Source organism: Nocardiopsis sp. iso_25 (assembly GCF_056173305.1).
Genome location: NZ_CM149667.1, coordinates 5096112 through 5119203, shown reverse-complemented (window position 1 = coordinate 5119203; position 23092 = coordinate 5096112). Strand labels below are relative to the sequence as shown.

The 23092-nt window shown below is 72.4% G+C and carries 20 protein-coding genes; 11 read left to right on the top strand and 9 right to left on the bottom strand.

Annotation, left to right across the window (positions count from 1 at the left end):
* Positions 1 to 88: 88 nt before the first annotated feature.
* Positions 89 to 1423, bottom strand: a complete 1335-nt coding sequence (gene hisS / locus AC0VX6_RS21995; protein ID WP_475465900.1) for a histidine--tRNA ligase — start codon at positions 1421 to 1423, stop codon at positions 89 to 91.
* 776 nt (positions 1424 to 2199) lie between these two features.
* Between hisS and AC0VX6_RS21990 the strand changes: the two genes are divergently transcribed.
* The 3 genes from AC0VX6_RS21990 to AC0VX6_RS21980 all read left to right on the top strand — a co-directional run bounded on the left by AC0VX6_RS21990 (position 2200) and on the right by AC0VX6_RS21980 (position 5743).
* Entirely contained in the window at positions 2200 to 2814 is a 615-nt protein-coding gene (locus AC0VX6_RS21990) for a GTP-binding protein (protein WP_274974465.1), read from the top strand.
* A 119-nt stretch (positions 2815 to 2933) separates the two neighbouring features.
* Positions 2934 to 5294: an accessory Sec system translocase SecA2 gene (secA2, locus tag AC0VX6_RS21985; protein WP_475465898.1), complete on the top strand. Its 2361-nt coding sequence runs from the start codon at positions 2934 to 2936 to the stop codon at positions 5292 to 5294.
* Between the two features lie 179 nt (positions 5295 to 5473).
* A complete protein-coding gene (locus AC0VX6_RS21980; protein WP_274974463.1) occupies positions 5474 to 5743 on the top strand; it encodes a DUF6406 domain-containing protein in 270 nt (89 codons plus the stop codon).
* Between the two features lie 823 nt (positions 5744 to 6566).
* Here AC0VX6_RS21980 and AC0VX6_RS21975 read toward each other — a convergent pair.
* The 6 genes from AC0VX6_RS21975 to AC0VX6_RS21950 form a co-directional block, all read right to left on the bottom strand.
* The gene (locus AC0VX6_RS21975; RefSeq protein ID WP_475465896.1) at positions 6567 to 6908 is read right to left on the bottom strand and encodes a hypothetical protein; all 342 of its coding nucleotides are present in this window, start codon (positions 6906 to 6908) and stop codon (positions 6567 to 6569) included.
* A 492-nt stretch (positions 6909 to 7400) separates the two neighbouring features.
* Positions 7401 to 8324 carry a cytochrome d ubiquinol oxidase subunit II gene (locus AC0VX6_RS21970; protein ID WP_475465894.1) on the bottom strand — a complete coding sequence of 308 codons (924 nt, stop codon included), beginning with the start codon at positions 8322 to 8324 and terminating at the stop codon, positions 7401 to 7403.
* A 19-nt stretch (positions 8325 to 8343) separates the two neighbouring features.
* Positions 8344 to 9612: a cytochrome ubiquinol oxidase subunit I gene (locus AC0VX6_RS21965; protein ID WP_475465893.1), complete on the bottom strand. Its 1269-nt coding sequence runs from the start codon at positions 9610 to 9612 to the stop codon at positions 8344 to 8346.
* 201 nt (positions 9613 to 9813) lie between these two features.
* Positions 9814 to 10482 carry a response regulator gene (locus AC0VX6_RS21960; RefSeq protein ID WP_274974459.1) on the bottom strand — a complete coding sequence of 223 codons (669 nt, stop codon included), beginning with the start codon at positions 10480 to 10482 and terminating at the stop codon, positions 9814 to 9816.
* Positions 10479 to 11690: a sensor histidine kinase gene (locus tag AC0VX6_RS21955; protein WP_475465891.1), complete on the bottom strand. Its 1212-nt coding sequence runs from the start codon at positions 11688 to 11690 to the stop codon at positions 10479 to 10481. Before AC0VX6_RS21955 ends, AC0VX6_RS21960 begins: the two co-directional genes overlap by 4 nt.
* 96 nt (positions 11691 to 11786) lie before the next feature.
* Entirely contained in the window at positions 11787 to 12656 is an 870-nt protein-coding gene (locus tag AC0VX6_RS21950) for a spermidine synthase (RefSeq protein ID WP_475465890.1), read from the bottom strand.
* Between the two features lie 170 nt (positions 12657 to 12826).
* Between AC0VX6_RS21950 and AC0VX6_RS21945 the strand changes: the two genes are divergently transcribed.
* Entirely contained in the window at positions 12827 to 14563 is a 1737-nt protein-coding gene (locus AC0VX6_RS21945) for a proline--tRNA ligase (protein ID WP_274978217.1), read from the top strand.
* A 125-nt stretch (positions 14564 to 14688) separates the two neighbouring features.
* On the opposite strand, the gene AC0VX6_RS21940 is transcribed toward AC0VX6_RS21945, so the two are convergent.
* Together AC0VX6_RS21940 and AC0VX6_RS21935 are read right to left on the bottom strand one after the other, a co-directional pair.
* Entirely contained in the window at positions 14689 to 15141 is a 453-nt protein-coding gene (locus AC0VX6_RS21940) for a ferritin-like domain-containing protein (protein ID WP_475465889.1), read from the bottom strand.
* A 35-nt stretch (positions 15142 to 15176) separates the two neighbouring features.
* Positions 15177 to 15680, bottom strand: coding sequence for a hypothetical protein (locus AC0VX6_RS21935; RefSeq protein ID WP_274974456.1), 504 nt, complete (start codon positions 15678 to 15680; stop codon positions 15177 to 15179).
* 379 nt (positions 15681 to 16059) lie between these two features.
* Here AC0VX6_RS21935 and AC0VX6_RS21930 point away from each other — a divergent pair, with 379 nt between their 5' ends.
* The 7 genes from AC0VX6_RS21930 (at position 16060) to AC0VX6_RS21900 (ending at position 23091) form a co-directional block, all read left to right on the top strand.
* The gene (locus AC0VX6_RS21930; protein ID WP_475465887.1) at positions 16060 to 16632 is read left to right on the top strand and encodes a hypothetical protein; all 573 of its coding nucleotides are present in this window, start codon (positions 16060 to 16062) and stop codon (positions 16630 to 16632) included.
* A gap of 129 nt (positions 16633 to 16761) precedes the next feature.
* Positions 16762 to 17175, top strand: coding sequence for a hypothetical protein (locus AC0VX6_RS21925; protein ID WP_475465885.1), 414 nt, complete (start codon positions 16762 to 16764; stop codon positions 17173 to 17175).
* Positions 17176 to 17558: 383 nt separating this feature from the next.
* On the top strand, positions 17559 to 18041 hold the full coding sequence (gene rimP, locus AC0VX6_RS21920; protein WP_248771755.1) for a ribosome maturation factor RimP: 483 nt from the start codon (positions 17559 to 17561) through the stop codon (positions 18039 to 18041).
* 24 nt (positions 18042 to 18065) lie between these two features.
* The gene (gene nusA, locus AC0VX6_RS21915; protein WP_475465883.1) at positions 18066 to 19079 is read left to right on the top strand and encodes a transcription termination factor NusA; all 1014 of its coding nucleotides are present in this window, start codon (positions 18066 to 18068) and stop codon (positions 19077 to 19079) included.
* A gap of 13 nt (positions 19080 to 19092) precedes the next feature.
* Positions 19093 to 19416, top strand: a complete 324-nt coding sequence (locus AC0VX6_RS21910; RefSeq protein ID WP_274974453.1) for a YlxR family protein — start codon at positions 19093 to 19095, stop codon at positions 19414 to 19416.
* Between the two features lie 212 nt (positions 19417 to 19628).
* On the top strand, positions 19629 to 22691 hold the full coding sequence (gene infB, locus AC0VX6_RS21905) for a translation initiation factor IF-2 (RefSeq protein ID WP_475465881.1): 3063 nt from the start codon (positions 19629 to 19631) through the stop codon (positions 22689 to 22691).
* Positions 22692 to 22794: 103 nt separating this feature from the next.
* Positions 22795 to 23091, top strand: coding sequence for a DUF503 domain-containing protein (locus AC0VX6_RS21900; protein ID WP_274974451.1), 297 nt, complete (start codon positions 22795 to 22797; stop codon positions 23089 to 23091).
* Position 23092 lies beyond the last annotated feature (1 nt).

The window sequence follows — 23092 nt, the reverse complement described above, 5'->3', positions numbered from 1 at the left end:
CGCCACCCCCGGTTGTCCTCCGAATGGCCGGTTCCGGCATGAGCGGACAGAAACCGCCCACGCCGGACCGGAAGGTGCTATGGAGCGGTTACTCCGCGCTTTCCGGGCCCTTCGGAGCCCAGGTGGCGGGGTCGGCCGGACCCTGCTCCCCCGACCCCATGTCCTTGACCTCGTGGCCGCCGTCCTCGCCGAACGGCGGGAACCACACGAAGGGGATGCCCTTCTTGGCGGCGTACTGGATCTGCTTGCCGACCTTGGCGGTGGAGTGGAACACCTCGGTGTTGAACCCGCGCCCGCGCAGCAGCTCCCCGGTGCGCAGGGCCTCCCTGCGGCGCTCGGCGCCGGGCACCACGACCATCACGTCGGTGGGGCAGGCGCGCCCCTCCTCGATCCGGCCCTCGGCGACGAGCTTGGCGAAGATGCGGGTGAGGCCGATCGAGATGCCCACGCCCGGCAGCCGCCTGCGGATGAACTGCCCGGCCAGGTCGTCGTAGCGCCCGCCCGCGCAGATGCTCCCGTAGCCGGGGTCGTCGTCGAAGGAGGCCTCGTAGACGGTGCCCGTGTAGTAGTCCAGGCCGCGGGCGATGGACAGGTCGGCCACGACGCTGCCCTCGGGCAGGTCGGCCAGGTCCTCCAGCACGAAGGAGAGCTCCTCCAGCCCCTCGTCGAGCAGCGCGGAGGAGACCCCGAGCCCGCGGACCCGCTCGGCGACGCCGGATCCGGCGCCGCGGACGCGGGCCAGCGCGAGGCAGGCGTCGGCCTGCTCGCCGGTCAGGCCGTCGGCCAGCAGGATCCCGCGCACGCCCTCGTCGCCGATCTTGTGCAGCTTGTCCACCGCGCGGATGACCGCGATCGGGTCCTTGATGCCCAGGCCCTCGTAGAAGCCCTGGAGGACCTTGCGGTTGTTGACGTTGAGCGTCCAGGCGGGCAGGTCCAGCCCGCTGAGCACCCGGTGCACGATGCGCGGCAGCTCGGCGTCGAAGTGCAGCGGGACGGAGTCGACGTTGATGACGTCGATGTCGCACTGGGTGAACTCGCGGAAGCGCCCCTCCTGGGGGCGCTCGCCCCGCCACACGCGCTGCATCTGGTAGCGCTTGAAGGGGAAGGACAGCTCGTTGAAGTGCTGGGCGACGTACCGGGCGAAGGGCACGGTGAGGTCGAAGTGCAGCCCGAGCCTGGCGTCGGAGTCGTCCTTGGCGTCGGCCTGGAGGCGGTGCAGGGTGTAGACCTCCTGGGAGGTCTCGCCCTTGGCCATCAGCACGTCGAGGTTCTCCACGGACGGCGTCTCCACCGACGCGAAGCCGAAGGACTCGAACCCGGCGCGGATATGGTCCAGCCAGCGCTGCTCCACGGCCCGGACCTGAGGGGACCACTCGGGGAAACCGCTGATGGGAGTGGGGCGGACGACGCGCTGATCGGACATGTGGGGTTCTCGGCTCACAGTTTCGTCTCGGCTTGCTGGCCCCGTCCGCGCCGCGCCGCGCGTACGCACGCGCGGGTTCGCTCGTCGGGCGGGGGGAGGGCCGGTCCAGTCTACGGGGAACCCGGTCGGGAGGGCGGCGAGACGGACTGCCCGCCGCCGCGACCGCTCGCCGCGGTTCGGCCACCACCGGCCCACGTGGACGGTTGTGGGCCGGTGGGGCGCTGGCGCGCCGGACCGGAGTGTCGACCGGACCGACGTCGAAGAGCGGGACGTCGGTGGGTGGCCCTGGGACCGGGGCGCCGCCTGGGCTCCCGCGGATGGTCGCGTCCTCGTGCCAGGAGTCTTCTCCGCGACCGCACTTGCCGGTGCGGGGGCCCTGCCTCCACCGTAGACTCCGGGGACCCCGCCGGACAGGGATCGGCGCGGCCGAAAGCGGCCGAAAATGACCGCTCACAATGTCGTAAAGTCGACCTTCCGGGGTACAGGTGTGTGCTTACCTGTTCACGGTCGGTTTCGGGCGGAGGACGCACCGCCACGCGACGGCCACCACTACTCCCGCGACTCCTCCTCTGCCCGGGAGCCGCGGACCCCACGAGCCGACCGGTGTGGCGTGCCGCACCACTGAGCCAAAACGCCTTCCCCACCGGCCATCCGGTGTTAGGTTCCAGGAACGGTGCCTCCCGCGTCGGTACCGACCCCGATGGGTCGCGTACCCCGAGGACCGGACCGTGCGCGCCGTCCGTCCCGCTGGCCCGGCACTCCCGCTAGGACTAACTGTGATCGATCCAGTCAACAGCACGAACAACGCCCACGCCTCAACCGCCTTGTCCACCAAGATCATCGTCGCCGGGGGGTTCGGGGTCGGCAAGACCACGTTCGTCGGCGCCGTCTCGGAGATCCCGCCCGTGCGCACCGAGGCCGCGGTCACCGCCGCCAGCGCGGGCGTGGACGACCTCTCCCACACCCCGGACAAGACGAGCACCACGGTCGCGATGGACTTCGGCCGCATCTCGCTGGACACCGACCTGACCCTCTTCCTGTTCGGGACCCCGGGCCAGCAGCGCTTCTGGTTCATGTGGGACGACCTGGTCCGGGGCGCGCTGGGTGCCGTGATCCTGGCCGACACCCGCCGCCTGGAGGACACCTTCCAGGCGCTGGACTACTTCGAGCGCCAGTACCGGCTGCCCTTCGTCGTCGCCGTCAACGAGTTCGACCCCGAGAACCTCCACAGCGCCGAGGAACTGCGCGACGCCCTGGACCTGACCCCGGACGTGCCCGTCGTGTACTGCGACGCCCGCGACCGCAACTCCGTCGTCCGGGTCCTGGTGACCCTGGTCAAGCACGCCATGGCGGTGGAGGCCCGCCAGCGCCGCCAGCGCCAGCTCGCCTGAGCCGACGGGCGCCCCGTGGCGGACCGGGGGCGGTTTCGACGCAACCGTCCGCACATGTGGGCGCCCGGGGTTCTCTCAACGGTTGTGTCCGGCGTTACCCTGTGGTGGTGTTCGGACGAATGGCGGAAGGCGTTCGCCGCTTCCTGGGCAAGCCCGGTGCGGTGGATCTGCGGCCCTATACCAAGCTCCTGTCGGCGATCGAGGCCGAGGAGGATGGTCTGCGTGAGCTCAGCGACACCGAGCTGACGGAGAAGGCCATCGAACTCGGCAACGCCGAACTCCCCTACGAGCGCGACGACCTCGTGTCGCTGTGCGCGGTCGGCCGCGAGGCCGCCCGGCGCTCACTCGACGAGCGGCCCTTCGACGTGCAGCTCCTCGGCGTCATGGCCCTGCTCGACGGCCACGTCGCGGAGATGGCCACGGGTGAGGGCAAGACGCTGGCGGGCGCCCTCGCCGCCGCCGGGTTCGCCCTGCGCGGCCGGCGCGTGCACCTGCTCAGCGTCAACGACTACCTGGCCCGGCGCGACGCCGAGTGGATGCGCCCCCTCTATGACATGCTCGGCGTCACCGTGGGCTGGATCACCGAGGACTCCACCCCCCAGGAGCGGCGCGCCGCCTACTCCTGCGAGGTGACCTACGCGGCCGTCAGCGAACTGGGCTTCGACGTCCTGCGCGACCGCATGGTCACCGACATCGCCGACCGGGTCGTGCCGCCGCCGCACGTGGCGATCATCGACGAGGCCGACTCGGTGCTCGTCGACGAGGCCCGCGTCCCACTGGTCCTGGCCGGGGCCGCGGAGAGCGTGGACGCCGACGTGGAGATGGCCGACGTCGTGCGCGGGCTCAAGCCGCGCCTGCACTACGAGATCGACGGCGAGGGGCGCAACGTCCAGCTCACCGACGCCGGGATCGACGCGGTGGAGAAGGCGCTGGACGGGGTCGACCTGTACTCCGAGGACGACACCTCCGTCCTGCCGCAGGTCAACCTGGCCCTGCACGCGCACGTGCTGCTCCAGCGCGACGTCCACTACGTGGTGCGCGACGGCGAGGTCCGCCTCATCAACGAGTCGCGCGGGCGCATCGCCCTCCTCCAGCGCTGGCCGGACGGCCTCCAGGCCGCGGTCGAGGCCAAGGAGAAGGTGGCGCTCAGCGAGACCGGCGAGGTGCTGGACTCCATCACCGTGCAGTCGCTGGTCCTGCGCTACCCCACGCGCGCCGGTATGACCGGTACCGCGATGGCCGTCGCCGAACAGCTCCGCGAGTTCTACGAGCTGGAGGTCGCGGTCATCCCCTCCAACAAGCCCAACGTCCGCGAGGACCACGGCTCGCGCCTGTACGCCACGCGCGAGGAGAAGGAGGACGCCCTCATCGCCAAGGTGGAGGAGGTCCACAAGTCCGGACGGCCGATCCTCATCGGCACCCAGGACGTGGCCGAGTCCGAGCTGTTGGCCGGGCGCCTGCGAGAGGCCGGGCTGGAGTGCGTGGTCCTCAACGCCAAGAACGACGCCGACGAGGCGGCCATCATCGCGGAGGCGGGCACCCACGGCGCCGTCACCGTCTCCACCCAGATGGCCGGGCGCGGCACCGACATCCGCCTGGGCGGCAGCGACATGGCCGACCGCGAGCGGGTGGTGGAGACGGGCGGCCTGTACGTGATGGGCTTCGGCCGCTACCCCAGCAGCCGTCTGGACGGGCAGCTGCGCGGCCGCGCCGGGCGCCAGGGCGACCCGGGCGACTCCATCTTCTTCGTCAGCATGGACGACGACCTGGTGGTCAACCACGCCCCCGAGACCACGGGCTACCAGACCGCCTCCGACGGTGAGATCACCGACCAGGGCTGGCTGGGCATGGTCGACCACGCGCAGCGCGTGTCCGAGGGCCAGCTGCTGGAGGTGCACCGCAACACCTGGCGGTACAACCAGCTGATCGACGTGCAGCGCGACGTGGTCCTGGAGCACCGGGAGATGGTCCTGACCGGGGACCAGGGCGACCGGCAGATCAGGGCCGACCGCCAGAAGCGGCACGAGGAGCTGCTTGAGGAGCTCGCCGGGAAGGGAGCCGAGGCGGAGGAGGACGCCGGAGGCGGCGCCGACGCCGAGGAGGAGGCGAACGGGAAGGTAGCCCGGGCGGCCCGCCTCATCACCCTCTACCACCTGGACCGGGGCTGGACCGACCACAACGCCTTCCTGTCGGAGCTGCGCGAGGGCATCCACCTGCGCTTCCTGGGCCGCCGGGACCCGCTGGACGAGTTCAACCGCGACGCGGTGCCGGTCTTCAAGGGCTTCCTGGACGACGCGCGCGCCCGGGCGGCCGAGAGCTTCGAGGAGCTGGAGGCCGTGGACGGCGAGCTGGACGTGAGCTCGGTGGGCGTCAAGCGCCCGTCGATGACGTGGACGTACATGGTGCACGACCACCCGTTCAGCTCCGCGTTCGAGACCCTGGTGGGCAGGCTCAAGGGAGGCCGGGGGAGCGGGAGCTGACCATTCCCCCGCAAACTGATGCGCGGGTCGGGACCAAAGTCCCGGCCCGCGCATTACTTTTGTCAGCTACTCTGCTCGAAACGCCCCACAAGCCCGAAAACGGCATCACCAATTGCCCCGTCCGGGTTAACATGGCTGCGTTTTCAACGGAACCCGAGACGGTTGGGACGAAATTCACCGTGGTCCACGAGGTCGGTGCGCAGGAGAAGATCAGTTATGGACGGAACGACCGATTCGAGGGCGGTCCGGTGGGCGGGGGCAGTTTCTGGGTGGATGAGGACGGCCACCCGGTCGCCAAGATCGGTGGGCCGAAGGAGTGGCGGCCCACGCCCATGATCGACGTCCGGGTGGGCGACGTGTTCAGCGTCGGCGGACAGGCGTGGAGGGTGACCGACATTGTCGACGCGGATACTCCCTCCGCATATCTGCTGGCCACGCGAATAAGTTGACTCCAGGCCCCGGGCGAGTGCCCGGGGTCTTCGTTTTCCTTCTTCCGGCGGGGGGCCGCAACCCCGTGCAACCTTTTACCGGAGGGGGCTGCCGGATACCCCGGTTTCGCCGCCGCCCGTCTTTTCGGGAGCCGGCTGGCGAGGTTTTGTGGTTTGTGTGGCCTGTGGGGCACCGGGGGTTCCAGAGGCGAAGTGCCGGTGAAGAACGGGCATCGGTGCAGGTCAAGGAAGAGGGCGGCGCGCCCAACAGCGCGAATCGAGACGTTCCGGTTATCTGATGGAGGGTGTTCGCGTTACCGGTTCCTCGTTAACGTCTGTGGAGCAAGGCGCGCCCCGGCAGCGGCCACAGGGAGGGTCCCCCCGCTCTCGGAGAGTCCACGGGCCGCTGCGCCCTGCCGCCCCAAGGCCGGTCCCAGGGGCTGTCCCCCGCCCCTGGGCCTGGCCGCCCCGCGTAGGCGGGGAGGTCCTCTCCGTCCCCCCGCGTCGCGCGCGGGGCCCGGTTCTCCCGCGCGTGCGCGCGTCCTTCGCCGCGCGCCGTCCCGGCGCCTACCGGCCTCTGCGCCGGGCGGAGATTAGATCCTGTTCCATCCGGTGCTGAGGGCTGCGCGCCCCGGTTCTCATGGTGGGGTCCGTGAAACCGGGTCTTGCGGTAGAACGCGTTTCAGTATTAGTCTCTGGAGGTGCCTGCCCCGGTGAGGGCGCCCGGCGGCCCGACCGCGGGGCGTCAGCGGACGGCAGGCGAGGACGGTCGTCCGTCGAAGTCGGATCGCGCCCCGACTCCGGCGGACGGCGTCCGTTCCCCGTGGCCGCCCGCGCCCGGCCGCTAGGAGAGCAGGCGGCACAGTTCGCCGAAGGTGGGGCACGGCCAGGCCAGGCGGCACCCCCGGCAGCGGTCCCCGTCCTCGTCGTCGGGGGCGTGCAGGTGCAGCAGGTCCACGCAGATCCCGGCCAGGGCGGACACCTCCTCGCGCGCGTTCGCGTAGAAGGCGACGTCGTTGATCCGGGACAGGGCGCTGGAGCGGCCCGAGGACGGGATGCCGACCGTGTCCGGCTCCCAGGGGACCGCGCGCGCAGAGCGCTCCCGGATGCCCAGGACGCACTGGAGCACTCGCGCGTGCTCGGAGGGGTGTCCCCTCCCCGACGCTTGTCTGGTGAACGGCGACATCGCTGATCTCCCCCACCACGTGGATACGCAGCCTCACGTGGTAACACAGCGTATACCCAGCATTGCTCCTTGTCGCGACACGCGGAGGCGGGGCGGGCAGAGAAGGGGCGGCGGGCCGCCCGGGGGAGGGACGGCCCGCCGGAAGGGGAGACGGGTTCTGGTTGGACGAGGGGTCAGCCGCAGCCTCCGCCGCAGTTGCAGGAGCCGCCGCTCTGACAGCCGCAGCCGCAGCCCGAACCGCAGCTGCACCCGCGCAGGTCGGGGGTCGTGGTCGTCCGGTGGGTCACAGTCCCTCCAAGGGGATCGACAGCACCCGTGCGCGATCACGCCGGAGCCTCCCCGGTGGGAGGGGGCGTCACGGGCGCGTTTCCCGCAGGAGACCGTGCCCGTTCGCCGCCGCCGCCAACCGGCGCGGGTGCCGACGCCGCCGGGCCCGGGCGCGCCCCGCGGCTTTCGCGGGGCGCACTGACCTGTGCGGAGGGCCGACGGGGATCAGGCGAAGAGGGTCGGCGCGACCGCCGGGCGGCGTGTCATTCGGTAGAGCCAAACCTGACCGACGAACATGACCGGAATTACGGGAACGAGGGTCACCCACACGAACACCGCGGTCGTGGAGGGGATCGGCTCCCAGGGCAGCTCCGGTACGGCCAGTGCCACGAGCAGACCGGGGACGGCGATCGCTACCGCCGACGTGTGCCGCGACAGCATCGGACCCGCCAGGTCGCTCGTCGCCGCCAGGGCCGCCAGCAGCACCGCGGCCAGCGCGCCCGCGGGCCCGGGGGACAGCTCCGGGCCGCCGGGCAGCGCCGCCGCGACCGCCGCCAGCGCCACCGCCCCCAGGGCCAGGCGCGCCAGCGGGCGCGTGTCCCGGGCGGCCACGTCCGCGCTCTCGGAGTCGGCCGGACCGACCAGCCGCTCGGCCCCGAAGGCCGCGCCGCGCAGCGCGAACAGCGCCGTGACGGCGACCGCGCACAGCGGCGTGAACGCGCTCGCGGTGAGGCCGCCCGCGAGCAGACCCGCCACCACCAGGCCCCACGCGGCGGCCAGGGCCCAACTGCCCCCGACGAGCGCGCAGTCGCAGACCAGCCGCCAGCGGTCGCCGTCCACGCGGGCGCGCAGCCACAGCCCCGCGTCGCGGACCAGCCACCCGGCCAGCAGGACGGCGAGCACGGGCCACAGTTCGGCGACCACGTGGTGCTCCAGGACGGGGAACAGGCCCGCCAGGACCCCGAACGCGGCGACCAGCCACACCTCCGAGGCCAGGAAGTAGGGGGCGACGGCGGCGACCACGCGGCGGCGCTGCCCGGGGCCGCGCGCCAGGCGCGGCATCAGCATGCCCAGGCCGATGTCGGCACCGGCCAGGACGAGGTAGCCCACGACGAGGAGGGCGAGGAGTGCGGAGGAGAGGAGGTCCATGGCTTGCGGCCTTCCGGGCTCAGTACGTGTGGACGGGTGCGGCGCGCCCACCGGGCTCCGCGGGGTCCTCGGGCGGTCGTGTGCGCGGCTCGGCCAGCGGTCCGCCCTCGGGGCCGCGCCGCGCGTAGCGCACCAGGAGCCAGTAGGTGACGGCGGCCAGGACCGCGAAGGCGACGGTGAAGAAACCGAAGGAGAGCACAGCCGCGACCGGGGACAGGGGGGTCACCGCGTCGGCCGTGGTCAGGTGGTGCACGACCGTCCACGGCTGGCGGTTGGTCTCCCGGAACACCCAGCCGCCGACGCTGGCCAGGTAGGGCAGGAACGGCGTCACCACCAGCGGGGCGAGGAACCACCTCCAGCGGTCGAGTCCGCCGAAGGGCCAGGCCAGCAGCATCAGCGGGCCCAGGAGGAACATCAGCGCCCACGACGTCATCATCACCAGGTCGCCGGTCGTGTTGGCCGCCTCCAGGAGGGGACCGCCCGGGTTCGCCGCCTCGATCGCCGCGATCTCCTCGGCGGTGTGGGTCAGCCCGCTCGTGGGCGGGCCCTGGCCGAACAGCTCGAACTGCACCCCGCCGAAGGCCGCCACGGGTACCGGCACGACGCACAGGACCAGCGTCGCGTAGCGGATTCCGCGCCGGAAGACGCCGTGCGCGTCGTCGCCCCGGACGAGGTGGTGGGCGCTGGTCGCGGCCACGACCAGGGCGCCGACCAGCAGGGCCCCGGTGACGACGTGGCCGAAGGCCAGCACGGCCGCCGGGTTGGTCATCAGCGCGACGGGGTCGGTCAGGTGCGCCACCCCGTCGACCATCTCGAAGCCCACGGGGTTGCGCAGGAAGCCGTTGGAGACCAGCACCCACCACGCCGAGGCGTACGCCGTCGCGGTGACCACGGCGAAGCAGGCCAGGTGCGCCCACCGGCCCATGCGGTCCCACCCGAAGATCCACAGCCCCAGGAACGTGGACTCGACGAAGAACGCGGTCATCGTCTCCAGCGCCAGGGGAGCGGCGAAGGTGTAGCCGAACATCCCGTGCAGGCCGCTCCAGTTCAGCGCGAGCTGGAGTTCCATCACCAGCCCGGACAGGACGCCCATCCCGTAGTTGACCAGGTACAGGCCGCCCCAGAACCGCACGGCGGTCATCCGGGAGCGGTCGCCGCGCAGGGTGGCGACCAGCTGGATCGTGAGGAGGTAGGGGGCCAGCCCGAGGGTCAGGGCCACGAACACGTAGTGGGTGGCGGCGGTCAGCGCGAACTGGAGCCGCGCCAGCAGAAGGGGGTCTTCGAACATCGTCGGGCCTCGCGTTCGGCGGTGGGAACGCGGTCAAGCATCCGACTGCGGCAGGGGCGGGCGCATCGTCCCGGCGGGGGCTCCTCGCCGCCCCCTCCGAGGGTAGGAGCGGCGGCGCGGGTACTCCCGGGGGCGTAGGGGACGACCCCGGGACGGCCCCGGGGGGACCCCGGGAACGCTCCCGGGCGCACGAGTCCCTCCTCACCGGCTCCACTTCGGGGTGACCAGGGCGGTCTCGTAGGCGATGACGACCAGCTGGGCGCGGTCGCGCACCCCCAGCTTGACCATGGCCCGGCTCACGTGGGTCTTGGCGGTGGCCGGACTGAGCACGAGGTGGGCGGCGATCTCCTCGTTGGACAGGCCGCCGCCGACCAGGGCGACCACCTCGCGTTCGCGCTCGGTGAGCCCGTTCAGCCGGACCGAGGGGTCGGGCGCGCTCGGCGGCCTGCGCGCGTAGTCGGCGATCAGCCGCCGGGTGATCCCCGGAGACAGCAGCGCCTCGCCGCCGTGCACCACCCGCACCGCCCGCAGCAGGTCCCCGGGTTCGGTGTCCTTGACCAGGAACCCGCTGGCGCCCGCGCGCAGCGCCTCGAAGATGTACTCGTCCAGGTCGAACGTGGTGAGGATGACGACCCGCGTCGCCTCCAGGGCGGGGTCGGCCAGGATGCGCCCGGCGGCGGCCAGGCCGTCCACACCGGGCATGCGGATGTCCATGAGGACCACGTCCGGGCGTTCGGCGCGGGCCAGCCGGACGGCCTCCTCGCCGTCGGCGGCCTCGGCGACCACCCCGATGTCGGGGGCGCTGTCCAGCAGCGCGCGGAACCCGGCGCGTACCAGCGCCTGGTCGTCGGCGAGCAGTACCCGGATCAACGGGGCCTCGTTTCCTCGGTGTCGGGGGAGGGGACGGCCGGTGTCCGGCGGTCCGGTCCGGCGCCGTCGAGCGGGAGCCGGGCGCGCACCCGGAATCCTCCCTCCCGGAGGGGGCCCGCGTCCACCGTGCCGCCCACGAGGGCGGCGCGTTCGCGCATCCCGGTGATGCCGTTTCCCGGGACCGGCGGCCCGACGGTCCCCGCGCCGTCGTCGGTGACCTCCACGACCAGCGAGGACGCGCGGTGCTCGATGCGCACCCGCGCCGAGGAGGCCCCGGAGTGGCGGACCACGTTCGTCAGCGCCTCCTGGACCGTGCGGTAGGCGGCCGACTCGGTGCTCACGGGCAGGTGCCCGGGCACACCGCCGACCTCCACGGCCACGTCGACGCCCGCGCTGCGGGTGCCTTCGGCCAGCTCCTCCAGGCGGTCCAGCCCGGGGACCGGCGACCTCGGCGCGGCCTCGTCCACGGCGCGCAGCACGCTGAGCATGCCGCGCAGCTCGGTCAGGGTGTCCTTGCTGGTCCGCTTGATGGTGGCCAGGGCCTCCGCAGCCCGCTGCGGCTCGGTCTCCATCAGGTACAGGGCCGTGCCCGCCTGCACGTTGATGAGGGAGATGTTGTGCGCCACCGTGTCGTGCACGTCCCGGGCCAGCCGGACCCGCTCCTCGGAGGCCCGGCGCAGCAGCTCCTCCTCACGGGTGCGCAGGGACTCGGCCTCGCGCTCGCGATCGGCCCGCAGGTACTCCTGCCGCCAGCGCACGACCTCGCCCGTGCACAGCAGGACGAGCACCCAGCCGACGATGCCGACCGCCTCGGGCCGGAAGGTCCCCGTCATGAGGAACTCGTAGCCGTTGACCGCCACGAACTGGCCCACGCCCAGCGTCCAGCCGAACACGCGGTAACCCCGGCGCACCAGGGTGTAGAGCATGACGGCGGTGCACAGCATGACCATGCCGTCGGGAAAGCCCAGGGGGTAGTACACGGTGGAGGCGACGACCGACACCAGCCCGACCGTGCGCGGACAGGCGGTGCGCCACAGGACGGCCAGGCAGGCGACCAGGATCAGCGCGTGGCCCCACGGCCAGGGGTCGACCGCCCCCGCCGCCCGCTGGAGCGCGCTGACCAGCGTCGTGCTGCCCATGGAGACGGCGAGCAGGCCGGACGCGAGCCAGACGTCGGTGCGCGCGGGCCGGAGGAGTAGTGCTGCCACAACCCCGACAGTACGGGGGACCCCTCGGGGAAGCCGTCACCCCGGAGGAGGGTTTTCCGGTGTCGGACTACTCCCCGGGGAGTAGACCGTGGCCGACTAGAAGACGTCGTCCGGCGGAGCCGGGGAGTCGACGGCGTCGGCGTCGCTCACGGGGGAGCGGCCCGAGACGAAGCGGTCCAGCTCCTCGCCCTCCAGGAGGCGGGCCATCTCCGGGTCCCGGTGCGCGCGGCGGCCCAGCTCCTCCACGGGCAGGGGGCTGTGCGAGGCCGTCAGGACCAGGTTGCCGAACCGCCGCCCGCGCAGCACGCCCGGCGCGGCCGACAGCGCCGTGTGCGGCAGCGCCGTGCGCGCGGTCGCCACCTGGCTCCGGGTGTGGGCCAGCCCCCCGCCGTCGCCGATGTTGACCACCAGCATCCCGGTCGGCCGCAGGACGCGCGCCAGTTCGGCGTAGAACTCCGCCGACGTCAGCCGGGCCGGGGTGCGCGCGCCCGCGAACACGTCGCTGACCAGCAGGTCCGCGCTGTCGGTGTGCCGGGCGGCGATCCACTCCCGGGCGTCGCCGATGCCCACGCGCAGCTGCGCCCTGCGGTCCCAGGGCAGCCGCCTGCGCACCATCTCCACCAGGGGCGCGTCCACGTCCACCGCGCGCTGCCGGGAACCGGGACGGGTGTGCGCCACGTAGCGTGCCAGCGTCAGCGCGCCCGCGCCCAGGTGCAGGGCGTCCACGGCCTCCTCCGGCGGCGCCACGAGGTCGGCCGCGTGCGCCATGCGGCGCACATAGGAGAAGTCCAGGTAGGAGGGGTCGGCCAGGTCCACGTGGGACTGGGGCGTACCGTCCACGACCAGGAACCACGAGTCTGAGCGGTCGGCGTCTGCGAGCAGCTCCGTGCCCGGGTTCCCGCCGTCCACGGCGTCCCCGCCGTTCCCGTCGAGCGCCGCTTCCCCCCGCGCGCCGCGTCTGCCCACGTCCGCCTCCGTTCGTCGGCCCCAAGACTACGCACAGGCCCGAGCGAGCGTGTCCGTGGTCGCGCTAGCCTGGAGAACCCAAGTTTTTTAAGTCACCAAGGTCTTTTTAGGTCTTGCAAGTTCGTTTGCATCTTTCACAAGTCCCACGAGGAGTGGCCGTGCTACTGCGGATGTCGACCCTGTTCCTGCGCACCCTGCGTGAGGACCCGGCGGACGCCGAGGTGCCGAGCCACAAGCTGCTCGTGCGCGGCGGGTTCGTGCGCCGGGCCGCACCCGGGGTCTACAGCTGGCTGCCCCTGGGCAGGATCGTCCTGGAGAACGTCTCCCGGATCGTGCGCGAGGAGATGGACGCCATCGGCGCCCAGGAGGTGCTCCTGCCCGCGCTGCTGCCCCGCGAGTACTACGAGGCCACCGGGCGCTGGGAGGAGTACGGCGACACCCTGTTCCGCCTCAAGGACCGCAAGGGCGCCGACTACCTGCTCGGCCCCACCCACGAGGAGCTGTTCACGCTCCTGGTCAAGGGCGAGTACTCCTCCTACAAGGACTTCCCGGTCACCCTGTACCAGATCCAGGAGAAGTTCCGCGACGAGGCGCGTCCCCGCGCGGGCGTGCTGCGCGGACGCGAGTTCCACATGAAGGACTCCTACTCCTTCGACATCGACGACGAGGGCCTGCGCGCGTCCTACGCCGACCACCGCGCCGCCTACATCCGCGTCTTCGACCGGCTGGGCCTGGAGTACGTGATCGTGTCGGCCACCTCGGGCGCCATGGGCGGATCGGCCTCGGAGGAGTTCCTGGCCGTCGCCCCGACCGGCGAGGACACCTTCGTGCGCAGCACGGAGTCCGACTACGCCGCCAACGTCGAGGCCGTGGCCGTCCCCGCCCCCGAAACGCTCCCGGTCGAGGGCCTGCCCGAGGCCGCGGTCCACCACACCCCGGACACCGCCACCATCCAGACCCTGGTGGACTTCCTCAACGGCGCCGGGCTGGGCCGCGACTTCACCGAGGCCGACACCCTCAAGAACGTCCTGGTCAAGACCCGCGCGCCCGGCGCGAAGGAGTGGGAACTGCTGGCCGTCGGCCTGCCCGGCGACCGCGAGGTGGACTTCAAGCGCCTGGAGGCGGCGCTGGAGCCCGCCGAGGTCGCCCTGCTGGAGGAGGCCGACTTCGCGGCCAACCCCTTCCTGGTCAAGGGCTACATCGGCCCCCGCGCCCTGCTGGACAACAAGGTCCGCTACCTGGTCGACCCCCGTGTGGTCACCGGCACCGCCTGGGTGACCGGCGCGGACGAGGCCGACCACCACGTCGTCGACCTGGTCGCGGGCCGCGACTTCGTCCCGGACGGCACCATCGACGTCGCCGAGGTGCGCGACGGCGACCCCTCGCCCGACGGCAGGGGAACCCTGTACACCGCGCGCGGCATCGAGATCGGCCACATCTTCCAGCTGGGCCGCAAGTACACCGACGCCTTCCAGGTGGACGCCCTGGGCCCCGACGGCAAGCCCCGGCGGATCACCATGGGCTCCTACGGCATCGGCGTCTCGCGCGCCGTCGCCGCGGTCGTCGAGCAGTCCCACGACGACAAGGGCGTCGTCTGGCCGCGCGAGGTGGCGCCCGCCGACGTGCACGTGGTCGGCACGGGCAAGGGCGAGCAGGTCGAGGAGGCGCTGCGGATCGCCCGTGAACTGGAGGACAGGGGCCTGCGCGTCCTCGTGGACGACCGCAAGGGCGTCTCTCCCGGCGTCAAGTTCACCGACGCCGAACTGCTGGGCATCCCCACCGGCGTCATCGTCGGCCGCGGCCTCAAGGACGGCCTGGTGGAGCTGCGCGACCGTGCCACCGGCGACCGCGAGGAGGTCGCCCTGGCCGAGATCGTGGACCGCGCCGTCGCCGCCTGCCGCGCGTAGCGGGTGAACGGGAGGGGGGAGGGCCCGCGGGGAGACCGCGGGCCCTCCCCCCTCCGCCCGTACACGGACTGACGCGGGTGCTTCCCGGACCGCCGCCGTGCCCGGCCGTGCGGGCTACGTGCGGGTCAACCGGCCTCGTCGAAACCGGGCAGGGCGTCCAGAGCCCCGCCCCACTCCAGCAGGCGCACGGTCGTTTCCTGGAGCGCCCGGGCGCCGGTCACCCGCAGGTCGGTGTCCCGCGAGGCGGTCAGCCACAGGTGGGCGCGCGCGGCGGCCTGCTCCAGCCCCGCGGCGTAGGCGTCGACGGCCTCGTCGCCGTACTCGTCGGCGACCGGGTAGGAGGCCAGCGCGGGCGGGGGGTCCACGCCCCGCTCCACGGCCGCCGCGTGCAGCGCGTCCCGCAGCGCCTTGTGCTCGTGGGCGGTGCTCCCCGCGCGGTCGCGCCGGTCCTCGTCCTCGGCGGCCCCGCCGATGAACTCGTACCCGTACACGGCCGCGTGTTCGGCGCGCAGCGCCTCGGCCAGCGCCCGGGGGCCGGCGTCCGTCTCCTCGCCGGTGGACGCGGGGCTCTCGCTCACCTTGCTACCTGCCTTCCGTCTGGGGGTGTGCGCCGTCACCGCTCCTGGGCCAGCAGGTGGGCGTGCCCCGCCTCGCACGCGCCGATCGCGCTGATCAGCTGCGCCAGCGCGGAGTCGGCGACGGCGCCCGCCTGGTCCAGCCGGGCGCCGGTCGCCACGGCCTCCAGCACGTGCAGCGCCGCGGTGTCCGGCGCGGTCTCCGGAACGGGGGCCTCCTCGGGGGAGGAGGGTTCGCCGGACGGCCCGGCGGAGGGGGAGGGGGCGTCCTCGGGCAGGGAGTCCAGCAGCGCGTCCAGGTGGGACAGGTGGTGTTCCAGGAACCGCTCCAGCAGTTCCGCCGGTCCCGTCCCCCCGGCGACCGCGGCCTCGTAGCGCGCGACCATCCGCTCCTTCTCCCGGACCACCGCGCGCAGCACGTACACGTCGGGCGTCACGTCGGAGGGGTACCACTCGGTACCGCCGCACCCGGCCAGGCCCACGGCGCCCACAGCGGCCGTCGCGCCCAGCACCGTGCGACGGCTGACACGGCCGATCCCCACGCGCTCTTCCTCTCGTGCGGTGCGGGCCGCCCGCGGCGGCCCCCCGGCCCCCATCCTTCCACGTCCCGTACCGCGCAAGGGACGCCGCCGCCCGGACGCGCCCCGGAGGCCACGCGCCGACGCGCCCCGGCCACCGACGGCGACCTGGGGGGTGTCAGCTGTTGGATCGGGAAGCCACTCAAGCACACACGAGGGCACAGGAGTCATTATGTGCTGCTGTCGGAAGGCGGTGTGTGGCTGTGCGCCCCACCCCTGCGCATGGTGCGACGAAGAAAACCGTCTGAGAAGTTCGCTGATTCTTCGGACAGGCGCCCCCGGTCCTGGCTACGGTCGTGTCGAACACAGTGACGAAACCGGCAGGATCGGGAGGTGGGAAGGGATGTCAGGTACCGGGGCGCGGCGGTTGCGGTCGATCGCTGACCCGTTCCTGGTCCCCGTGCCGTCCGGGGTGAGTGTGCGTGATCGGCTCAAGGGCCTCACACCACGGGATGAGACGGTCCTGCGGGCGGTGGGCGCGCACCTGGGGTCCTTGGCCTCCACGGACCTGGCCGCCCGGTGTGCGGATGGCACCGGCCACGGCAAGGACTCCTGGGCGGCCCGCAAACGGGAGCTGACCGCTGAGTCCTCGTCGCGGTGGGCCGGAGCCCTGACCAAGGCCTCCCATGAGCAGTGGGCGCTGGCCCGCCGCAGCCAGCTCGCCCACCTGCACCGCCTCCAGGCCGGGATCGACACCCTGCGCCACCGGCTCTCCCAACCACTCGGAGAAAAGGGCACCAAGGGCGCCCCGGGCGGGTACTCCTGGCGCCGGGAGTGGCACGCCAAGTCACGACGCCTGGCCGCCCTGGAGCATCGCCATGCGGTGGCGGTGGCGGACTGGGAGGCGGGGCGTGTACGGGTGGTGCGTGGCGGCAAGCGGTTGCTGAACAGCCGCCACCACCTGGAGCAGGCGTAGCTGACCGAGGCCGGGTGGCGGGCTCGGTGGGAGGCCGCACGCTTCTTCCTGTCCGCTGATGGTGAGTCCGGCAAACGCTACGGCAACGAGACCATCCGCATCACCCCCGAGGGGCAGATCTCGATCCGGTTGCCCGCTCCACTGACCGAGTACGCCAACGCCCCGCACGGTCGGTACGTGCTCTCGGGCCGGGTGGCCTTCGCCCACCGGGGCACCGAGTGGGCTGATCGGGTCGAGGCCGACGGGGCGGTGGCCTACCGCATCCACCTGGACACGGATCGGGAACGGTGGTATGTGACCGCGTCCTGGACCCCCGCCCCTGTCCCGCAGGTGCCGTGGGAGGCGGCGCTGGCCCGCGGGGTGGTGGGGGTGGACGCCAACGCCGACCACCTGGCCGCCTGGCAGTTGGACACCCACGGCAACCCGATCGGGGACCCGCGACGGTTCACCTTCGACCTGTCCGGCAGCGCCTCCCACCGGGACGCGCAGGTACGTCATGCCCTGTCCCGACTGCTGCGCTGGGCCACCACACCACCGGGGTGATGGTGTGGGGCATCGGACCGTCCAGGCCGCACCGGGGAGTTGTGGGCGTGAGGGAAACCGCCCTCCCGTCACGGAGCGTGCACGCTATGCGCGTGGCCGGACGGGGCAGGAACGCGGTGACCCAGCCCATCCAGCACCGTTCGGGATGGGTGCAGTGCCAGCGTGACCCCCGGGGGTCACTCCTGATCACTGTTCAGGAACGGTTCCGGGTGTGGATACTCTTGCGGCATAACCGCCGTCGCACGCGACGCGCGGTCGGCCCGCGTCCCCGCACCAGGGGGCGGGCCGCTGAAGTCGAAGACTACGTACAGAGCTGGACCGCCCCGTACACCGGCCCGACGGCCGCGCGGGCGGGATCTTCGCCGTTGGAGGAGCAGGACCACATGGGAGCGCAGGCGCGCGAGGAGCGCATCGCCGAGCTGCTGGAGCCGGTACTGGCCGAGGCCGGACTGGACCTGGAGGCCGTCGAACTCACACCGGCCGGCAAGCGACGGGTGCTGCGCGTGGTCGTGGACTCCGACAACGGGGTCGACCTGGACACGGTCGGCGAGGTCAGCCAGGAGGTGAACACCCTGCTGGACTCCTCCGACGTCATGGGCGCGCAGCCCTACGTCCTGGAGGTCACCTCACCCGGGGTGGACCGTCCGCTGACCGAGCCGAGGCACTGGCGCCGCTCCCGAGGCCGCCTGGTGATCGCCACCCTCGCCGAGGGCGGCAAGGTCACCGGGCGCGTCACCGGCGCCGACGACGACGGGGTCACCCTGGACGTCGAGGGCCAGCCCCGCACCTTCACCCACGCCGAACTCGGCAAGGGCAGGGTCCAGGTGGAATTCCGCCACGATGCCGACACCGACGCGGCGGACTAGAGGGGGAGCCCCGTGGACATTGACATGAGCGTTCTGCGCAGCCTGGAACGCGAGAAGGACATCTCCGTCGAACTCGTGGCCAAGGCCATCGAGGACGCGCTTCTGATCGCCTACCACCGCGAGGAGGGCCCCGAGAAGCGGGCCCGCGTCGAGCTCAACCGCTCCACCGGCCACGTGACCGTGTGGGTGGCCGAGACCGGCGAGGACGGCGAGTCCGTCGGCGAGTTCGACGGCACCCCCACCGGGTTCGGCCGCATCGCGACCTCCACCGCCAAGCAGGTCATCCTCCAGCGTCTGCGCGACGCCGAGGACGAGCTGACCCTGGGCGAGTTCGCCGGACGCGAGCACGACATCGTCTCCGGCATCATCCAGCAGGGCAAGGACCCCCGCAACGTGCTGGTGGACCTCGGCAAGATCGAGGCGGTCCTGCCCCCGCAGGAGCAGGTGCCCACCGAGACCTACACCCACGGCGAGCGCCTGCGCGCCTACGTGGTGCAGGTCCGCAAGGGCCACCGCGGCCCCTCGGTCACCCTCTCGCGCACGCACCCCAACCTGGTGCGCAAGCTCTTCGAGCTGGAGGTCCCCGAGATCGCCGACGGCACCGTCGAGATCGCGGCGATCGCGCGGGAGGCGGGCCACCGCACCAAGATGGCCGTCCACTCCAACCGCGGCGGGGTCAACGCCAAGGGCGCCTGCATCGGCCCGCTCGGCAGCCGCGTCCGCAACGTCATGGCCGAACTCCACGGGGAGAAGATCGACATCGTCGACTACTCCGAGGACCCGGCCGTGTTCGTCGCCAACGCCCTGTCCCCTGCGCGGGTCAACTCTGTGGAGATCCTCGACATGGCCTCCCGCGTCGCCCGCGTGGTCGTGCCCGACTACCAGCAGTCCCTCGCGATCGGCAAGGAGGGCCAGAACGCCCGTCTGGCCGCGCGCCTGACCGGCTGGCGCATCGACATCCGCTCCGACGCCGAGCCCGCCGGGGAGCCGGAGCGGGAGGGCGCCGCCGAGGGCGACGACACCGCCGCGACGGGCTGATCGGGTCGCGCGCATGCCTCGACGCGATAGGGTGGCCCATGACGGTCCCGACCGCCCCGTGCGTACCTGTGTGGGGTGTCGGTCGCGGGCAGTCCAGTCCGACCTCGTGCGGCTGGTGGCCGAGGGCACGGTCATCACGCCCGACACCCGGGGTCGTCTTCCGGGGCGCGGCGCCTACCTGCACCGCGATCGGCGGTGTTTCGAGCTCGCCGAACGGCGCAGGGCCTGGTCACGCGCCTACCGGAGGGGAGCGGGCGCCGACGGGTGGGACGTCTCACCCGTGGCGGCCCTGATCGACGCCGCCCCGCGTGGCGGATCGGGTCACTGTTCCCGATAGGGTTGGAATGTCTGGACCGACTTCTGGGTTGTAACGACCGAGGTCGGCGTCCAGTGCTGTGTCGGCACGCAGAAGCTGGCCCATTGTTGTGTAGCGATGAGGAAGCAGGTCGAGATTGCGATGAGCGCCTGATGAGTACGCAGCGATGAGTAACTCGAGCTAACGACGGTCCGGCACAAGCCCATGTCCCGGACCGAAGCTGAAGGAGAGTAGTGGCGAAGGTCCGGGTATATGAACTCGCCAAGGAGTTCGGTGTAGAGAGCAAGGCCGTTCTGGCCAAGCTCAACGAGATGGGCGAATTCGTCCGTTCGGCGTCCTCGACCATAGAGGCCCCCGTCGTACGACGCCTCCAGGAAGCCTTCAACAACGGTTCCGACGGCGGTCGCAAGGGTTCGGCTCCAAAGCCCGGCCCGCGTCCCGCCGCGGACAACGGTGCCGCCCCGAAGCCGGGTCCGGCTCCCAAGCCCGGCCCCAGGCCGGCTCCCGCGCCCAAGCCCGCCCCGCAGGGCGAGGCCGCTCCGCGCGCGAACGCGCCCAAGCCCGGCCCCAAGGCTCCCCGCGGCGAGGCCGGCGCCCGCCCCGGCGGCGCCCCCAAGCCCGGTGCCCCGGCTGGCCCCGGCGGTCGCCCCGAGGGCGGCCGTCCGGAGGGTGGTCGTCCTGAGGGCGGCCGTCCCGACCGCGCCCAGCGCGGCGGTGACCGCCCCGAGCGCGGCGGTGACCGCCCCGAGCGCGGCGGTGACCGCCCCGAGCGCGGCGACCGTGCCGAGCGCGGCGGGCCCCGTCCCGGCCCGCGCCCGTCCGGTCCCCGTCCGGGCAACAATCCGTTCGCGTCCAACGCCTCCGGCATGGGCTCCAAGCCGGCCGCTCCGCGGCCCGGCGGCGGCGCTCCGCGTCCGGGTGGCCCGCGTCCGGGTCCGCGTCCCGGCCCGCAGGGCGGCGGCGAGCAGCGCGCCCCGCGTCCCGGCGGTGCGGCCGGCGCTCCGCGTCCGGGCGGTCCGCGTCCGGGTCCGCGTCCCGGCCCGCAGGGCGGCGGCGAACAGCGCGCCCCGCGTCCCGGCGGTGCGGCCGGCGCTCCGCGTCCGGGCGGTGCCGCGGGTCCCCCGCGTCCCGGTCCCCGACCCGGCGGTCCGCGCCCCAGCCCGATGAACATGCCCTCGTCCCGTCCGGCCGCACCCGCGGGTGGCGGTCGCGGCGGTGGCGGCGGTCGTCCCGGCGGCGGCGGTGGCCGTGGCCGCGGGGGAGCCCCCGCGGGTTCCGGTCCGCGTCCCGGCGGTGTCGGCGGCGGCGGCGGTCGTCCCGGCGGCTTCGGCGGCCGTCCCGGTGGCGGTGGCCGCGGTCGCGGCGGCGGTACGGCCGGTGCGTTCGGACGCCCCGGCGGCCGTCCCGGACGCGCCCGCAAGTCCAAGAAGCAGCGGCGCCAGGAGTTCCACGACTTCCAGGCCCCGTCGTTCGGCGGCGTCAAGATCCCGAGCGGCAACGACCAGACCATCCGCCTGTCCCGCGGCGCCTCGCTGTCGGACTTCGGCGACAAGATCGACGTCAACCCGGCGTCGCTCGTCCAGGTGATGATGCACCTGGGTGAGATGGTCACCGCGACCCAGTCCCTTCCGGACGAGACCCTGATGCTGCTGGGCGAGGAGCTCAAGTACAGGATCGAGGTCGTCAGCCCGGAGGACGAGGACCGCGAGCTGCTGGAGTCCTTCTCCATCGAGTTCGGTGAGGACGAGGGCACCGCGGAGGACCTGCGTCCGCGTCCGCCGGTGGTCACCGTCATGGGTCACGTCGACCACGGTAAGACCCGACTGCTGGACACCATCCGCAAGACCAACGTCGTCAGCGGCGAGGCCGGCGGTATCACCCAGCACATCGGTGCCTACCAGGTCGCCACCGAGGTGGACGGCGAAGAGCGCAAGATCACCTTCATCGACACCCCGGGTCACGAGGCGTTCACCGCCATGCGTGCCCGCGGCGCGAAGGTCACCGACATCGCGGTGCTGGTCGTGGCGGCCGACGACGGCGTCAAGCCGCAGACGGCGGAGGCCATCGACCACGCCAAGGCGGCCGAGGTGCCGATCGTGGTCGCGGTCAACAAGATCGACGTCGAGGGCGCCGACCCGCAGCGGGTCCGCGCGCAGCTCACCGAGTACGGCCTGGTGGCCGAGGAGTACGGCGGCGACGTCCAGTTCGTGGACATCTCCGCGCTCAAGGGCGACAACATCGAGACCCTGCTCGAGTCGATCGTGCTGACCTCCGACGCCGCGCTCGATCTCCAGGCCAACCCGGAGATGGACGCGCAGGGTCTGGCCATCGAGGCCTACCTGGACCGCGGTCGCGGTTCCATGGCCACGGTGCTGGTCCAGCGCGGCACGCTCAACGTCGGTGACTCGATCGTCTGCGGTGACGCCTTCGGCCGCGTCCGCGCCATGCTCGACGAGCACGGCCAGAACGTGCAGAGCGCCGAGCCGTCCCGTCCGGTGCAGGTGCTGGGTCTGACCAACGTTCCCAGCGCCGGTGACAGCTTCCTGGTCGTCAAGGACGACCGGGTGGCGCGGCAGATCGCCCAGCAGCGCGAGGCGCGCGAGCGCTTCGCCCAGCAGGCGCGTTCGGCCCGCCGGGTCACCCTCGACAACTGGCAGAACGCCCTGAAGGAGGGCGAGCGCTCCGAGCTGCTCCTCCTCATCAAGGGTGACATGTCCGGTTCCGTCGAGGCGCTGGAGGAGTCCCTGCTCAAGATCGACGCCGGCGGCGACGAGGTGAGCATCCGGGTCATCGGGCGCGGTGTCGGTGCGATCACGCAGAACGACATCAACCTGGCGGCCTCCGCCGAGGCGATCATCGTCGGCTTCAACGTTCGGCCCGAGGGCAAGAACAGCGAGCTGGCCGACCGCATGGGCGTGGACATCCGGTACTACTCGGTGATCTACCAGGCCATCGACGAGGTCGAGGCCGCGGTCAAGGGTCTGCTCAAGCCGATCTACGAAGAGGTCCAGCTCGGCAGCGCGGAGATCCGCGAGGTCTTCAAGGTGCCGCGGATCGGCAACATCGCCGGTTCGATCGTCCGCAGCGGCCTGATCCGCCGCAACTCCAAGGCGCGGCTCATCCGCGACGGGGTCGTCATCTCCGAGAACCTCAACGTGGAATCCCTGCGCCGGTTCAAGGACGACGCGACCGAGGTCCGCGAGGGCTTCGAGTGCGGTATCGGCGTCGGCTACAACGACCTGCGTGTCGAGGACGTCATCGAGACGTACGAGATGCAGGAGAAGCCCCGCGACTGATCCTCGCGGAGCATGACCAGACGGGGCCCCGGCCGTGCGGCCGGGGCCCCGTGTTTCACGCCGCCGACAGCGGCGGACAACTCCACACACCACAGGTGATCACTTGTACGTTGGGGCGCTGACCCTGGACGTCCTTCTCGGTGACGTCCACTCGCTCAAACAGAAGCGTTCGCTGGTCCGACCCGTCGTCGCCGAGCTGCGCCGCAAGTTCTCCGTCTCGGTCTCCGAGGCGGGCGACCAGGACCTGTACCGCCGGGCCAAGATCGGCGTCGCGGTGGTCGCGCCGACGGCGGCGCACGCCCGGGAGCTGATGGACTCCTGCGAGAGCTTCGTGGCGGGCCGTCCCGAACTGGAGCTGCTCTCCGCCAGGCAGCGGCTCTTCAACGAAGAGGAAGACTGAC

Bases quoted from the DNA above. Each gene is read 5' to 3' on its own strand.
- secA2 (WP_475465898.1), top strand. From the start codon at position 2,934: ATGGCGGAAGGCGTTCGCCGCTTCCTGGGCAAGCCCGGTGCGGTGGAT.
- rimP (WP_248771755.1), top strand. From the start codon at position 17,559: ATGGGAGCGCAGGCGCGCGAGGAGCGCATCGCCGAGCTGCTGGAGCCG.
- AC0VX6_RS21970 (WP_475465894.1), bottom strand. From the start codon at position 8,324: ATGGACCTCCTCTCCTCCGCACTCCTCGCCCTCCTCGTCGTGGGCTAC.
- AC0VX6_RS21945 (WP_274978217.1), top strand. From the start codon at position 12,827: ATGTCGACCCTGTTCCTGCGCACCCTGCGTGAGGACCCGGCGGACGCC.
- AC0VX6_RS21910 (WP_274974453.1), top strand. From the start codon at position 19,093: ATGCCTCGACGCGATAGGGTGGCCCATGACGGTCCCGACCGCCCCGTG.
- hisS (WP_475465900.1), bottom strand. From the start codon at position 1,423: ATGTCCGATCAGCGCGTCGTCCGCCCCACTCCCATCAGCGGTTTCCCC.
- nusA (WP_475465883.1), top strand. From the start codon at position 18,066: ATGAGCGTTCTGCGCAGCCTGGAACGCGAGAAGGACATCTCCGTCGAA.
- AC0VX6_RS21930 (WP_475465887.1), top strand. From the start codon at position 16,060: ATGTCAGGTACCGGGGCGCGGCGGTTGCGGTCGATCGCTGACCCGTTC.
- AC0VX6_RS21965 (WP_475465893.1), bottom strand. From the start codon at position 9,612: ATGTTCGAAGACCCCCTTCTGCTGGCGCGGCTCCAGTTCGCGCTGACC.
- AC0VX6_RS21975 (WP_475465896.1), bottom strand. From the start codon at position 6,908: ATGTCGCCGTTCACCAGACAAGCGTCGGGGAGGGGACACCCCTCCGAG.